We start from the raw sequence: 14,901 nt of genomic DNA on the forward strand, positions 1-14,901 counted from the left end.
ATCATTTTACAGAGTTAAGTTTAATAATAGACTAGAGACTTATAATTCAGTAAGCGTTTTATCAGTAAGTGTATCTAATAAAAAACTTTTATGGGTAACGGCTTCAACTTTTTGTATATCATCAGCGTTACAATCCCTGCGTATGCCTTCTGTTTTCTTAACGGAAACTTGGTTCTTATTTACCTTATAAGTATAGGTTGTGATAGTTGTTCCTTGGGGGTGACAAATACGTTCTTTTAAAGGTAGTTGCACTGTTAATAGAACAGTATCTTTCTCAACAGTGAAAACCTCCATATATTCGTGATAACCGAAGCATCCTGATTCACATTGTTCGTTGTATGCAACAATATCTTTCTTGCCATCGTGATTCCAATCTTTGTATTTAAAGCTCCTCTTTGCGTGATATATCGATGAAATTTCCTTAAAGATAGTTACCTTATTTTTTATCAGAAAATCATATTCTGTATCTCCTATAGTAAAAATAGACAGCTACAAATTAGGTTCTAAAGGTGTTTCTTGGTAGTTGATTTCTACTGAGTTATATAATGAGTGGAGTTCTTTCCGCAAGTCGGTATTTTCGCTTACAAGAAAGTTGAAGAATTTAGTAGCTTTGTATTTTTGGACAAGGCTATCAGGCAATGGAGGGGGTGAAGGAATATCTATATGATTGTTCACCTTTAAATTATTATCCTTCACGTTGTTGCATTGAAATAAGCATAAAGAGCTTAAAAATAAAACTATTATTTTCATTGAGTTGTTTTTTTAACTACAAATTAAATCACCTCATAAGTTTCTGTATAAACACTCGTTTCTCCTCCTACTTCCTTTATAGTTGTGATGATTTTACTTATAATATTATTGTTATAAAAATACTCTCGAATGTAATGAAAATCTTTGTAAATAGGGTTCGCTATTTCGGGGTCTTTCTTTAGGAGAAGTTCTAAACGAATGGGTTTCTTTTTATCATTAAATTTAATTTTAACCCAAGCAATATTTTTATAGTTTCTATCACTTTCAAAAGGTAGTCCTGTATTTGAATAGTAATTAGAATAAGAAGAACGTCCAAAAAGACCTGTTTCAAATTTTAATTGATTATCAAAAAACAATTCATTAGCTTTTATTTTTCGTTCTCCTATTAAGTTTTTTATTAAGACATTGTCATAAAATAAATTATCCCAACCGTCAATAGAGTTTATGTGCTGTAATAAAAAATGTTCTCCTCTCAGCTTTTTAAGATTTTCATAATCTATTTGATCAGAAAGTTTATAGCCATACCCATCAGAAATATATCTCTTAATGCCTGTTTTATAGAAAGCAAGCGAATCGCGAGAAATATCTTTTTTATCTAAAGATAAATACACACGTGCATATTCTTTCCCCTTTGGAGTAAGATAATACAAAATTTGTTGTTTCCATCCTTTCTCATCAGTATATTTAACTATTTTGTTTGAGAATAGGTAAAACCTAAAGAAAGGAAGAAAAAGAATGTTGTTAAGACATAAAGATTTCTCATTTTTTAATTCTTTTTTCAATATTATTTTCTGACTTCCAAAGGTTTTTTCCTTCTATAAACCTATGGATATCTACACGACCTAAGTTGAGATAATCTTCCATAAATAGTTGAATTTCTTCATCTTCTATATAATTATTTCGGTTACTGATAGTCTGTATATAACACTGTTTGAGTTTTCTCTGGTTATACAAAAGAAAACACTGGTTGAGTTTTTCAGCATTGTTATTCAAAACCTTCAACTTACTCTCATAAATAGCAAAAGTGTTTTTTAGCACTTCCTTATTCAACAAACGAGTAAGCGCTGAACAGCGATTGTAGTAATCTATATATTCAGCCAAAAACAAATCTTCTTCATTTTCTAAAACACTGCTAATACAATGGCACAGCCCTAAATATTTAAACTCTTCAAAAGATTCTTTATCTTTTTTAAATTTTGTAACAACCTTTACGAATAAATCATTCTCTATCCTTGTAGTTTGTGCTTGTATTTGAGTATGTAGAATTATCAATAATAAAATTAGGATTGTTCTCATTGTTTTCTTATTTTAATCAACTTTAGCAAAGGTCGTAGCACGACGAGCAATTAAACCCTCTTATCTCTTACCTCTTACCTAAACAATCATTCGTAAATCCCACTCGCTATGGCAAAGGTTTGGGTATGCGCTCGCAGAATGGAGGTGAGTTGTGGGGAATACCCCCCTCCCATTGAGCATTGTACGGGCAGGTGATACCGATAACACGTTTCAAAAACAAGGCGATCGCGTTCACCGCAACCTTCTACGGTAAGTGATAACTTACCTAACTTATCGGTTGCTAGCACATCTACCCCTGCTTGATAAAACACAAAATCGGGTTGATGGGCTTCTATGAGTTGTGGCAAAACGCTGCGCAATATATCTAAATAGGTTTTGTCATCTGTGCCATTGGGCAGAGCTATATCTTTATCCGATTGTTCCTTTTCAAAAGGGTAATTAGCTTGTGCGTGCATTGAAAAGGTGAAAACTTCGGGGGTATTTCTAAAAATTTCGGCAGTACCATTGCCTTGATGTACATCTAAATCTACAATGAGCACCTTTTTCACCGCTGTGTGGTGTAGCAAATAAGCGGCAGCGATAGCTTGATCGTTGAGCATACAAAAGCCTTCCCCGCGGTTTGAAAAAGCGTGATGCGTACCTCCTGCTATATTAAAGGCGATTTCTCCCGTACGCAATGCCCATAAAGCGCCTTCTACAGTGCCTTGCACTAAGGTAAGTTCGCGATCTACTAACTGCTGACATTGTACAAAGCCAATGGGTAGCGCTTCTTTATGTGAAAGTGTTAAGTGTAAGAAATTGTGTAAGTAAGGTTGCGTATGCACCAAAGCGGCTGTAGCTTGGGTAGCTTTTTCGGGGGTGTGAAAGTTAGTCGCGCTGGCAATGCCTTCATAGAGGAGTTGTTGAGGCAAGAGGGCATACTTTTCCATCGGGAAACGATGGTTTTCAGGCACCGGATGATTGTATAATGGGTGATAGGCGATGTACATTATTTTTGTTGCTTTTTCCATTCTTCTTCACTTAAGGGTTGATAACCCGGACCGCAACTGCCTTCATATTCACATTCTGATAAATAATATTCGGCATAAGCGGCTTTATCCCACCATTCTTTAAACTTTGGCAGACCGAAATACTGTTTTTCCTTTAGCCAACGGTCATCTCCATTTAAAAAATAACGCAATCGCCCCATCGGAAAATAAATGATTTTATAATGATAATCTTCTCGGCGGTAGTTATCTAAGTCGTATTGTTGGGCAAAATAGGCTATATGAGCTAAAATTTGGATGTATTCATTTTCAGTAAGTTGTTCTTTTTTAGATTCTTCATCGGCGGACATATCGTTCCCTAAATAGTTGATATAACCATCCAAACCATTTGATATTTCGGCTATTGCTTCTGTACTATATAGGTTTCTTAAAATTTTAAAGGTATTCAGATGTATTTTCACGCCACCAGTCTTGCAGTTTTTTGTCCAAAAAAGTCTGCCGTAATCTTGAGGGTTATCCTTTTCGTAGTGAGTATTTTTGATTGCCCATTCTAAGAGTTTTTCATCTTCAGTATAACCTATTTTTTTCACCAATTCACTCATAAAATAAGCATCGTTTGCTATAAGCCATTGGAAAGAAGCCTTATCATCGTTGAATAGATATTTGTTGCGATGTACTAATTTATCAATATTTTTCTCTCGTTGCTCTTTCAAATCGGGGATTTGTTGCCATTGGTAGACTTCATAACGTTCTTCGCCATCTTTGTCTTTTAGAAGGCGCGGCATTTTTTGTTCTAAGGCGTATAAATCGGGGTAAAGTGCTTGGTAGTCTATCAGTTCTGGAATAGCGTAGAGTTCGGTTATAAAATGTTCTTTTTTGCTGAGATAGTACGAATAAGGGGTAATATCTACCGACTTGTCATTTCTATAGTAGTTGATTTGCTTCTCACAAGGGATTTCGGTTTGCACATACAAGAAAGAAGTAAGTAGTTTAGGGTCTATTGTCCTGCCAAAAATCTTCTGTACACGTGCTATAAATTCCGGTTCTGTAGGAAACTGATAGCCTTTTTTCTGCAATATTTCTTTTACCAAAGGAAAAGTAACTTCCAAATCGTTTTTACCATATTTATAGAGTTCTGCATCAAAGGAACCGTCTACAAGTACTGAAATTCCGTTTCCCAACTGGGCTTTCAAGCAGTTGTATAAGGCAGGAGTTTTTTCAAACTGAAAGTTGATAGTCTCTTCCTGAGGTGTAGTGCCAGAGGGCTTTTTTTGCTCACAAGCTATGGCACAGCAAATAAAGATTAAAAAAACAAGGTGTTTCATAAAATTAGCAAATTAGAAAATTAGCAAATTGGTAAAGAGACTCATCGGACGGGGCGGACAAGTGGGACGAGGCAGACGCTGACCCCTGAAACCTGACCCCTGAAACCTGACCCCCTGAAACCTAACACCTGACCCCCTACGCCTTCTCATTCCAATAATAACTATCAGGGTAGATACGCTGACCGAAGATAGCGGTACCTACTCGCACGATAGTAGCGCCTTCCTCTATAGCGGTTTCGAGGTCGCCACTCATTCCCATTGAAAGCTCTTGGGGGTCTACATTGGGGAGGTTAAGGGCAATAATGTCCTGCTGGATGCGTTTGAGGAGCTGAAAGCAGACGCGTACCTTTTCAGTTTCGGCACTAAACAAGCCTATTGTCATCAGTCCTTTGATGTGGAGGGTAGGCAGGGCAGCCACTTGTTTTACAAGGTCGAGCACTTCGGAAGGGTCAGCGCCAAATTTACTTTCCTCATTAGAAGTATTCACTTGGATAAAAATATCAAGTTCTTTGCCCTCAATAGCGAGGCGATTGTGGAGTTTTTGGGCTAAATCAAGGCGATCTACCGATTCTACACAACTCACTTCATAGCGCAATATTTCTTTGATTTTATTGGTTTGCAAATGACCGATAAAGTGATTCGTATGAGGGGTATCTTTCAGGGCTTCGTACTTCTCTTTGAGTTCCTGCACTTTGTTTTCGGCGATGAGGGTATATCCTGCCTCAAGTGCTATTTTGATGCGTTCAGGAGTTACGGTTTTGGTGGCTAAGAGTAGTTTTACCTCCTCAGGTTTGCGACCTACCTTAGCACAGGCTTTGGCGATGCGTTGTTGTATTAAGTTGATGTTTTGCAGAATGTTTTCCATTATTTTTGTGTTTCTTAATAATATTCAATAATGCGTTTAGCGGTACTTTTGAGTTTGCCGTTTTCGTATTTCTTTATTTCAATAGCACTGCCGTGAGTGTCGTATTGGTACTCGTAGGTAATTTTTGTTTCCTTTTTGTCGGCATTTTGCGAAAGAACTGTAGTTGCAAAACCTCGACTATTATAAGTGTAAACATTTTTAGTTATAGGAAGAGGGTCATCATCTTTAAAAATCTCTTTTATCATCGGAAATCCCTCTTTGTTATAGGTAATGACTTGTTTTATATTTATTGTTTTGTTATCAGCTACAAGAGTTGTTTTGTAATCTTTAGGGTCATAGTGATAATAAAATTTTACTTTTTCAGTGTCATTCAGTTGCATCTCCATTTCAATAGGAAAGCCTTTTTTATTTAATTTTACCACATTCCCATCAATCTCCTTTCCTTCTTGATTATAAACTATAGTAGTTGCTACGGCTCCTTGACGTTCAAAAATTGTTTTAAATGCTTCATTAATAGGTTCTCCTTGCAATGTTCGTGTTTCGCTTTTGGTTATAAAACCATCCTTACCAAAAGAATAGAAAACAGTATCAATAGCACTAAAAAAAGGTGCTTCATATTCAATAATTTCCTTCACATTTTTCACTTTTCCATTCAACTGATGTTGTTGCACATCTGTTATCAATCTAAAATTTTGTGCTTTTACACTGAAAAAGCATAAACTAATGATTGTAAGAAGTAATAGTTTCATAGTAAGAATGCTCATCAAGGGTTGAAAAGTTAAAAAATAAAAAGTTGCCTGATAAACCAGACTATGGCGACAAAAGTAGTAAAAATATCTCATATTTGCTAATTTACCAATTATTTACTACCTTTGTCGCTCATATTAAAATTTTTTCCAGTTGAAAACACTACGTACTTACGAAGATTTTAAAGCCATTGTTTTTCACAAAAAACAAGTAGCGATTAGCAAAGAAGCTAAACATTTGATTGAGGAGAGTTATAACTTTCTAAAAGAATTTGCCAACGATAAAATTATCTATGGCGTAAATACTGGTTTTGGTCCTATGGCACAATATCGCATAGAACCTGAAGACCAATTGCAATTGCAGTATAATCTCATCCGTAGCCACGCTTCAGGCTGTGGAGAAGTATTTGATATAAAAACGGTACGCGCAGCGATTCTCTGCCGTTTGAACAGTCTTTCTCTTGGTAAATCGGGGGTGCATATAGAGGCTATTGAGCTGATGCGCGACCTATTGAACTACCGCATTACCCCGCTTATCTTTCAGCACGGTGGTGTAGGCGCCAGTGGCGACCTCGTGCAGTTGGCTCACCTCGCCTTAGTACTCATAGGCGAAGGCGAAGTGTTCTACAAAGGCTTGCGTCGCCCAACGGCTGAAGTATTTGCCGAAGTAGGCATCAAACCGCTACAAATACACTTGCGCGAGGGTCTTTCGCTGATGAACGGCACTTCGGTAATGACGGGCTTGGCAGGGGTGAATTTGTATTATGCCGAAAAACTATTGGATTGGACAGTAAAATTCAGCTGTGCTATCAATGAGCTGGTACAGACTTATGACGACCATTTTTCAGAAGAGCTCAACAACGCCAAACAGCATACCGGTCAGCAGGACATAGCTAAGCTAATGCGCGAGTTTCTCGCCGATAGTAAGCGCACCCGCAAACGCGCTGAACACCTTTACCAAGGGGAGCACAACGAGACTGTTTTCAAAGAAAAAGTACAAGAATACTACTCTTTGCGCTGTGTGCCGCAGATATTAGGTCCTGTGTTAGACACTTTGCAACACACCCAGCGCATTTTTGAAGAAGAACTCAACTCGGCTAACGACAACCCTATCGTGGATTTACCTACCCAACAGGTGTATCACGGGGGTAACTTCCACGGCGATTATATTTCCCTTGAAATGGACAAGCTCAAACTCGTGGTTACCCGTATGGCAATGCTTGCCGAACGACAACTCAACTACCTATTGAATCCTAAAATCAACGAACTTTTACCGCCATTTGTGAATGCGGGCAAGCTGGGCTTTAATTTCGGTATGCAAGGGGTGCAATTCACTGCTACCTCTACCACTGCCGAGTGTCAAACCCTCTCTACCTCTATGTATGTACATAGTATCCCGAACAATAACGACAATCAGGACATTGTGAGTATGGGTACCAATGCCGCAACGCTCACCCGCAAGGTGATAGAGAACGCTTTCCAAGTACTCGCCATTGAAGCGATTACCATTGCACAGGCTATTGATATCTTAGACTGTTATGACGAGCTTTCGAGCACTACCAAAGAATGGTATAACGAAATAAGAAGTATTATTCCGTTCTTCAAAGAAGACTTGGTGTTTTATCCTTATTTGAAGGATATGGTATCGTGGTTGAAAAAATAGAACAATCAGACAAGACTGACTTGTCAGACTTATCAGACAGAAAAACTAAATAAAAAAACAAATGAGAAAGTACGCTATCATTACAGGCGGTTCGCGAGGCATAGGGCGCGCTATATGCGAAAAACTCGCGCAAGACACCGATTATCACCTACTCATTACTTACCAAAGCAATGAGATAGCAGCCCTTGAAACCCTCGCCCATATCAAGAAATTAGGGCGCGAGGGAGAGATTATCCGCTTTGATGTTTCTAATCACGAAAGCACCACCAAAGCCCTCACCCAATGGCAACACGACAATAAAGATGCTGTGGTAGAAGTGATTGTGAACAACGCGGGTATCAATCGCGACGGACTTTTTATGTGGATGCCTCAAGAGGATTGGAGCAAAGTAATCTCTACTACCCTCGATGGCTTCTACAACGTAACGAACTTCTTTATCCAAAAAATGTTACGCCATCGCTACGGACGTATTATCAACATTTCATCGGTATCGGGAGTAAAGGGAACTGCAGGGCAAACGAACTACTCGGCTGCTAAAGGCGCTATCATTGCTGCTACCAAAGCCTTAGCTCAAGAAGTAGCTAAACGTCATATCACTGTAAATGCCATTGCCCCAGGGTTTATACGCACCGATATGACTTCCTCTCTCAACGAAGAAGACCTCGTAAAACTGATTCCTGTAGGGCGTTTTGGCGAAGCTGAAGAAGTAGCCGACCTCGTATCGTTTTTAGTGTCTAAAAAAGCCTCATATATCACCGGAGAAGTGATCAATATCAACGGGGGAGTATATAGTTAAGTGAAAAGTGAAAAAGCTGTTCAGTGGGATACTGAACAGCTTTTTCTTATTTGCTAATTTGCTAATTTGCTAATTTGCTAATTATAAATTACCTATCGTATGAAAAGAATCTTTAATTTTTTATGAGAAAGAGTTCAATGCAACCGTAACTGAGCACAAAGTTTCACCCAATGCACAGTGGCATTATGAAGTATATGCTACCAACACCTTGCATTTTGCTTTCTTTGATAACGTGAGTCGTTTGGATTACCTCATTGAAGTTTGGGTAGCTCCTACAAAAAACGACCTAATAAAAGCCATCAATGCAAATAAAAAATAAACCCCTAAAATGAATCAAGAAATCTTCACCGCTCTACAAAACAAACTCAAAGTAGGCAACCGCCGTGGCGTGCACCTCAACGCTATTCCTGCTGCTTCGCGCTATAAATTTGATATTGCACGACTTTCGGCTATCTTCAAAAGCTTGCCTGAGCGCTTTATCCTCGACCTCCTTACTCTGCGCAACCTCAACTTTTCGTTTTCTATTCACGATACCGAAAGTACTGATATAGACCGCCGTAGCGCCTCTTCCGAGAGCCGCAACAACAGCTTTGAACGCAATCCCGCCCTCGAAAAACTCGTAGATAGTATCGAAAACCTGATGTTCCAAAGCGAGGTTATCACTTCCGAAAAAGGGGTGAACACACTCGGCTTTGGCTTCCCCATACTGTTGCGCCGCGATATGGGCGACGGACAACTCACGGCTGCGCCTATCCTAATTTGGTCGGTGAAGATAAAGCCGGCTACCCAAATGAATACGTGGGTGATAAGCCGCAATGAGGACGACCCTATCTACCTAAACGAGGTGCTCACCAACCACCTGCAAAACGATTCGGGCGTAAGCCTTAAGCCTATCCCCGACGAGATGCTGGAAGACGGAAAAATCGATAAACCTGAACTGCATTCTCTTTGCTCGGATATCCTCAACCAACTGAAAGTTACCCAAAACTTGGATTTCCTGCTGAACAACTATACCGAAATTCTTCCCCTAAAAACCAAAGCGGAGTACGAAGAACTTTTGCCTAACAAAGGCGATGCTTTTATAGAAAAATGCGGTATCCTCTCCCTCTTTGAAGTACAAAAACAGAATATCATCAACGATTACGAATCGCTGAAAAAGGAATTTATACCTTTGCAGACAACAGCCAACGAACAATTCCAATCGCTAAGTGCTATTGAAACCGACCCCTCTCAACAGTCGATTTTGGAATCACTGAAAAGTCAGCAGAAAATACTTATTCAAGGTCCTCCAGGTACAGGCAAGAGCCAAACGCTCACGGCAATTCTTATCAATGCTTTGGAAAACAAACAGAAAACATTAGTAGTCTGCGAGAAACAAACTGCCCTCGAAGTGCTCTACAACGCCTTGCAAAACAAAGGTTTGGGCAGGTATTGTACAATGATAAAAGATGCTATTGCCGACCGTAGGTTTATTGTAGATGCCGTGCGTAACCATATCGATAATGCCGAGTTTAAAAAAGAAACACCTGCCTTCCCCGAAAATCTCCTTGCCGAACAAGTGCAAGCAATGCGCAAAATCACAACAGATATCAATGCTATTCACCACAAACTCAACCAACCGCTCCTCAACCAACTGTCGTGGACAGATGTAATGGCGGAGTTAATGCGTTACGAAACTGATAGAGAAGAACTCGACCTCTCGGCTTTCTCTTTTCAATTTACCGATGAAGAATTCGCCTCTCTCGCACCCCTTTGGCAACAAGGTGAGGCGCTCTATCAGCGCTATGTGCCCTACGCTCAAAATCATCTATTCAACCCTAAAAAACTCACCGCTACCAATCTGTTTAACACCCAACAACAACTCGCCGAAGCCTTCAAACAATACGCCCAGCAGTGGGAGGTTATCCAGCAGCAGGTAGCCGTTTATAAAGCCTATTACTTGCACAAACGCAAAGAAGAATTTATACAACAGTTGGATACCTTAGCGCAATATCGCAATGAGTATGAGCTGATTACCGCTACCCTCCCCCCTACTTCACCTGTGTATCAACCAGAGGTAACCAAAGGATTCTTCTATAAACTCTCAGCACTCTTTTCTGCCGAGAAAAAGCAGGTGCTGAAAACCCAAAAACGCTTGCAAGAACTCTGTACAGCGATTAAAGCACTCAGTTTGCACCGCAATTTTTCGTCGATTGCTATTTCGGATAACTTATTGCTCAACAAAACTATCATCGCCGAGTACACTCCTGCCATTGCCCAAGTGCAAACCGATTTCGACAGCAAAGCTAATGCTGATTTCGCTGCCTTAGACCTGCTGAATTACTACGAACGATCGTTTGTAAACGCCGATTTAGACAAGCTCATAAGCGAAGTGAAATCGCTTAAAAACCGCATAGAAGCTGATAGTTGGCTCGACGCTGTCAATTTTGGCAATACCTTTGCCGAGTTTGAAGCCTTTATCACCCGCAGCTTGGCGACTTACAACAGCTATCAAGCCGACCCTGCACAGCCTTTGGTGGCTCAGTACGAGTGGTTTGCATTCTTTCAATCGCTTAACGATTTCCAAGAGCGCATCGTTTTATCACTTACCAAAGTAACCCATTGGGAAGCTTCCTTCCTCTACGCTTATTACACCTTGCTCTTGCAACGAAATGCCGATGACACGCTAAACTTCAACGAGCGCGATTACGCCGATTTTAAAAAGAAAGTACACTACTTCGCCTCTGCCCAAAAAGATTTTATCGAGGGCTACTGGAATACCCAGCAACGCAAAGCTGTAAAAACGTTTGAAGAGACCAACAAAGAGCTCACTGTGGCAAACCTCTACAATAAGCGCAAAAGTGAAAAACACAACCGACTTACCTTGAGACAAATAGCGATGAAAGACACCGACCTCTTTACGAGTTTCTTCCCTATTATCCTCACCACCCCCGATGCTTGTTGCAATCTGTTTGAGGGCAAGAATTTCTATTTCGACAATGTGGTGTTTGACGAGGCAAGTCAGCTGAAACTCGAAGACAATCTGCCGGCTATGCTCAAAGGCAAAACGATTATCATTGCAGGTGATGAACACCAAATGCCGCCGTCTAACTACTTTAGCAAAGTATTCGACGGTAGTGCTGAAGATGAGGACGACAACGAGGAAGAAGACGAGGTGCTCACCTACAAAAATGCGATGCTGAACATAGAGTCGCTCTTGGATTACGCTTTGGAATACCAATTCAGTAAGAACCATTTAGATTTTCACTATCGTTCTAAACACCCTTATCTGATTGATTTTTCTAACCACGCTTTCTACAACGCCCGATTGCGTCCGCTACCCAGCACCGAAAATCGTATACCTATCCATTTCACTCAGGTAAATGGCACATTCGATGAGCATATCAACCGTGAGGAAGCCGCCGAAGTGTTGCGTATCCTCTCACAAATAGAGCCTCGTGCCGACGGTAGTTACCCATCGGTGGGGATTGCGACCTTCAATATCACCCAGCGCAACTACATACGCAAACAAATACTCCAAAAGCAAAACGACCCTACGCAAACGGCTTTCCGCGAGAAAATCAACGCCTTAGAGCAAGCGGGACTCTTTATCAAGAACTTGGAGAACATACAAGGAGACGAGCGCGATATCATCATCTTATCGGTAACTTATGGCAAGAAAAAAGGTGGCAAGTTCGTACAGAGTTTTGGTCCGCTGAACTTCTCCAAAGGCTACAAACTGCTAAACGTGATTATCACCCGCGCCAAGGAACAGATATACGTGTGCAACTCTATCCCTGAGGAATTGTTAGCAACCTATAAAGAGGCTTTAGCGCAAGAAGGCGCTAACAACCGCCGCGCTGTGCTCTACGCCTACCTCGCCTACGCCCGCGCCGTAAGCGACGGCAATGATGGCCTTCGCCGTGAAATTCTATCGGAACTCGACCTCTACGGACACAAACACAACGACGTAGCCCAGCAAAGTAAAAGTGCTTTTAAAGAACAAACCTACCGTCAGCTTAAAGAAAAATATCCCGACCAGCGTATCACAATGGACTACGAGTTTGGTGGGTATACTATCGATATTTTGTTAGCACCCAAAGAAGGCAAGCCCGTAGCTGTAGAATGCCTCAGCAAACCTCTTTACAACAACGATTTAGCCTATTTAGAAGACCTGCACAAGGAAAAAATATTGCTCAACGCCGGCTTTGACTACAAAAGAAAATGGGCGAAATGATAATGACGAGGGACGAGGGACGAATGACGAGGAACGAATTACGAGGGGAATCTCTTTGTGTAGGGGCGTTTTTCAAACGCCCACATAATAAAACTTTTCGGACGCCCCCCTAAAAACAAGCCTAATTATTCGCAACCTATTTTTATATTGACTATAAATTAATCCTATAATGAAACACCTCTTTTTAACACTATTACCCCTTTTTGCCTTTGGTCAAACCGATTCTATACCTATTGCACCTCCTCCTCCCCCTCCTATGCGGATAAGAGTGATAAGCGACATTGTTCGAGACCAAGAAAAACTATTAGTCGTGCTCTCTCAACCTAACGACAAGAAAAGGTCTAAACATTACGACGATTACTGGAACGACTATATAGAATCACACCCTAACGACCAAGATTTAGAAGGCAAAAAACCTATTTACTACTACTTTTTTTACTTAGTAGATGAAATTGACGACGCTCAATGGCTCAAAAAAAATGGCATTCCTACTGATAAAAACGTGTATGCTGTATGTGATTATGATGGTGACGTAATGTATTATAAAGAAGCTACTATACCCGAAATGCATCGCAAAAAATTGTTCTATGACGATACTGAAGCTGAGGTGCGCTCTACTGCCACTGCTCGCCTTATCGACAAAGTGCTTACCAACCTCCAAGCTCCTATAGAAGATGTAGAAAAGGCTTTTCACAAAATGGTGACCAACAACTATGATTTACAACTACAAAAGGTAGAAAATTACACCTTAAAGCTAACCCCTAAACAACTGCGCTGGCAGTGGAAACGATTAGTGGATGCTCATTATCGCGATAGAAAAATAAATGAGGAATATACTCGTTTGCTCATACGCAACTACACTACATTCTACAACCAGAATTTCCTGCAAATTATCTTTCACACCGAATACATCCCTGATGCTACCGACCTAAAGGCTATGGCTTACTTTATCAAATTCTATGAAGAAGCTGTAAAAATCCCTGATGCTGAGAGACTATTTCTCAACAGTTATGATCTCTATGAATTCTTTCAAAAACTCACCACAGCCCATCGCGAGTTACTCCCCGATATAGAGATTGTTACCGCCGAAGCCAAAAGAAAAGGAATTATAGATTAATGTCAGTTTTATATAAAATCAACAAGAAATGAGACTAACTGAGTAAAAATGAACTTATCTTGGTGAAAATATGGAATAATTTATGAGTATAGACATTAGATTAAAAAAAGTATTGCAAAAAATCAATTTTGAAAAAAGATATTTAGAAATATGTAATAAATATTCTGATTTTCAAAATAGTATAAATAGTAAATCAATTTCAGATATTGATTTATTATTAAATCAAATGGAAGTAAAATTTAAATATTCCAAAAAAGAATGTTTTTTTAAAATAGAAGACAAGAGTAATTTAATAACAATTGGGTTTAATATAATTCCTTATACTGGAGCTTTACAATTTGTGTGGAGTGTTAAACAAAATAAACAAATGCTTGAACTAAGTTGGGGAGTTTGGGAAAGTATTTTAGAGGAAATGTTGAACAAAAGTTTTGAGATAAGACCAAGACCTTATTACTCAAATTATCAAGAATTAGAAGAAATTCTAACTGAAGCCTTTGCTATTTACGAAGATTTCAAAACAGAAGTCTTAAAAGTAGATTGGAAAAAAGAATCTGATCTTTAAAAACTCCTATAAAAAACAGTGTCATCATCACATTAGTCTTATGTTTCTTTCTTAGTTTTGCTACAAAAGCAGAAGAGAGTTCTTTTTTATGGAAAAAATTAGCCCCTGAAAATGCCGAAAAATTAAAAGCTATCGGAGGTGAACAAGGATTGATAGATTTCTTGAAGAAATATAAAGATGCTCCTTGCGGTAATTGTGGAGAAGCAGGTAGGAAAATTTTTGGAGGTCGTACCTTAGATGAGATGATCGAAAACTATGTAGAGGTTGCTCATACTTTTAGAAACCGTCCTGATTTATGGAAAAAAATAGAAGAAGGAGCTTTAAGTAGCAATGCCGCTATGCGTGAAGGTACTCAGCATATGCTTTCCACCTTTAAGAAAAACCCTAAAAAATATGCCCCTGAAAACATTGAGCATATAGATATGAAGTTTGGAAAAGCTTTAGATGATATCTGTGCCAACTGCCGTTATGACGTGAAGTTTAACAATAACCGAAATGAAGGTCTACCTTTATTTGAAGAGTTCAAAAGCTATAATACTGAAACTTGGAGTAAAATAGCTAATGATAAAGGGTTTATCA

General features: G+C 39.5%; 13 protein-coding genes and 1 pseudogene. 6 read left to right on the forward strand and 8 right to left on the reverse strand.

The window, feature by feature from the left end; all coding sequences use genetic code 11:
* Positions 1–39: 39 nt before the first annotated feature.
* The 8 genes from HMPREF9073_RS00070 to HMPREF9073_RS00105 form a co-directional block, all read right to left on the reverse strand.
* Positions 40–252 carry a hypothetical protein gene (locus HMPREF9073_RS00070; protein ID WP_232212829.1) on the reverse strand — a complete coding sequence of 71 codons (213 nt, stop codon included), beginning with the start codon at positions 250–252 and terminating at the stop codon, positions 40–42.
* Positions 253–489: 237 nt separating this feature from the next.
* Positions 490–750 carry a hypothetical protein gene (locus HMPREF9073_RS00075; RefSeq protein WP_009411940.1) on the reverse strand — a complete coding sequence of 87 codons (261 nt, stop codon included), beginning with the start codon at positions 748–750 and terminating at the stop codon, positions 490–492.
* 23 nt (positions 751–773) lie between these two features.
* Entirely contained in the window at positions 774–1,532 is a 759-nt protein-coding gene (locus tag HMPREF9073_RS00080; protein WP_009411941.1) for a hypothetical protein, read from the reverse strand.
* A complete protein-coding gene (locus HMPREF9073_RS00085) occupies positions 1,510–2,046 on the reverse strand; it encodes a hypothetical protein (protein WP_009411942.1) in 537 nt (178 codons plus the stop codon). Before HMPREF9073_RS00085 ends, HMPREF9073_RS00080 begins: the two co-directional genes overlap by 23 nt.
* Before the next feature lie 86 nt (positions 2,047–2,132).
* On the reverse strand, positions 2,133–3,035 hold the full coding sequence (locus HMPREF9073_RS00090; protein WP_034554968.1) for a histone deacetylase: 903 nt from the start codon (positions 3,033–3,035) through the stop codon (positions 2,133–2,135).
* Complete coding sequence (locus tag HMPREF9073_RS16105) at positions 3,035–4,357, reverse strand: hypothetical protein (protein ID WP_009411944.1); 1,323 nt, start codon at positions 4,355–4,357, stop codon at positions 3,035–3,037. Before HMPREF9073_RS16105 ends, HMPREF9073_RS00090 begins: the two co-directional genes overlap by 1 nt.
* Positions 4,358–4,493: 136 nt before the next feature.
* On the reverse strand, positions 4,494–5,222 hold the full coding sequence (locus HMPREF9073_RS00100; RefSeq protein ID WP_009411945.1) for a YggS family pyridoxal phosphate-dependent enzyme: 729 nt from the start codon (positions 5,220–5,222) through the stop codon (positions 4,494–4,496).
* Between the two features lie 14 nt (positions 5,223–5,236).
* Positions 5,237–5,971: a hypothetical protein gene (locus HMPREF9073_RS00105; RefSeq protein WP_034554963.1), complete on the reverse strand. Its 735-nt coding sequence runs from the start codon at positions 5,969–5,971 to the stop codon at positions 5,237–5,239.
* Between the two features lie 151 nt (positions 5,972–6,122).
* Between HMPREF9073_RS00105 and hutH the strand changes: the two genes are divergently transcribed.
* From hutH to HMPREF9073_RS00135, 6 genes and pseudogenes are all read left to right on the forward strand, one after another.
* Positions 6,123–7,631, forward strand: a complete 1,509-nt coding sequence (gene hutH, locus HMPREF9073_RS00110) for a histidine ammonia-lyase (protein ID WP_009411947.1) — start codon at positions 6,123–6,125, stop codon at positions 7,629–7,631.
* A gap of 61 nt (positions 7,632–7,692) precedes the next feature.
* Positions 7,693–8,427 carry a 3-oxoacyl-ACP reductase FabG gene (fabG, locus tag HMPREF9073_RS00115; protein ID WP_009411948.1) on the forward strand — a complete coding sequence of 245 codons (735 nt, stop codon included), beginning with the start codon at positions 7,693–7,695 and terminating at the stop codon, positions 8,425–8,427.
* Positions 8,428–8,755: 328 nt separating this feature from the next.
* A complete protein-coding gene (locus HMPREF9073_RS00120; RefSeq protein WP_034554965.1) occupies positions 8,756–12,643 on the forward strand; it encodes an ATP-binding protein in 3,888 nt (1,295 codons plus the stop codon).
* Between the two features lie 169 nt (positions 12,644–12,812).
* Positions 12,813–13,760: a hypothetical protein gene (locus HMPREF9073_RS00125; protein WP_009411951.1), complete on the forward strand. Its 948-nt coding sequence runs from the start codon at positions 12,813–12,815 to the stop codon at positions 13,758–13,760.
* Positions 13,761–13,842: 82 nt separating this feature from the next.
* Positions 13,843–14,322, forward strand: a complete 480-nt coding sequence (locus HMPREF9073_RS00130) for a hypothetical protein (protein WP_009411952.1) — start codon at positions 13,843–13,845, stop codon at positions 14,320–14,322.
* A gap of 149 nt (positions 14,323–14,471) precedes the next feature.
* Positions 14,472–14,901, forward strand: a pseudogene (locus HMPREF9073_RS00135) (hypothetical protein); the annotation flags it as partial.

The organism is Capnocytophaga sp. oral taxon 326 str. F0382 (assembly GCF_000318295.1).
Taxonomy (GTDB): domain Bacteria; phylum Bacteroidota; class Bacteroidia; order Flavobacteriales; family Flavobacteriaceae; genus Capnocytophaga; species Capnocytophaga periodontitidis.

Excerpts from the sequence above, each read along its gene's own strand:
- HMPREF9073_RS00075 (WP_009411940.1), bottom strand. The coding sequence starts at position 750 with ATGAAAATAATAGTTTTATTTTTAAGCTCTTTATGCTTATTTCAATGC.
- HMPREF9073_RS00085 (WP_009411942.1), bottom strand. The coding sequence starts at position 2,046 with ATGAGAACAATCCTAATTTTATTATTGATAATTCTACATACTCAAATA.
- HMPREF9073_RS00090 (WP_034554968.1), bottom strand. The coding sequence starts at position 3,035 with ATGTACATCGCCTATCACCCATTATACAATCATCCGGTGCCTGAAAAC.
- HMPREF9073_RS16105 (WP_009411944.1), bottom strand. The coding sequence starts at position 4,357 with ATGAAACACCTTGTTTTTTTAATCTTTATTTGCTGTGCCATAGCTTGT.
- HMPREF9073_RS00100 (WP_009411945.1), bottom strand. The coding sequence starts at position 5,222 with ATGGAAAACATTCTGCAAAACATCAACTTAATACAACAACGCATCGCC.
- HMPREF9073_RS00105 (WP_034554963.1), bottom strand. The coding sequence starts at position 5,971 with ATGAAACTATTACTTCTTACAATCATTAGTTTATGCTTTTTCAGTGTA.
- fabG (WP_009411948.1), top strand. The coding sequence starts at position 7,693 with ATGAGAAAGTACGCTATCATTACAGGCGGTTCGCGAGGCATAGGGCGC.
- HMPREF9073_RS00120 (WP_034554965.1), top strand. The coding sequence starts at position 8,756 with ATGAATCAAGAAATCTTCACCGCTCTACAAAACAAACTCAAAGTAGGC.
- HMPREF9073_RS00125 (WP_009411951.1), top strand. The coding sequence starts at position 12,813 with ATGAAACACCTCTTTTTAACACTATTACCCCTTTTTGCCTTTGGTCAA.
- HMPREF9073_RS00130 (WP_009411952.1), top strand. The coding sequence starts at position 13,843 with ATGAGTATAGACATTAGATTAAAAAAAGTATTGCAAAAAATCAATTTT.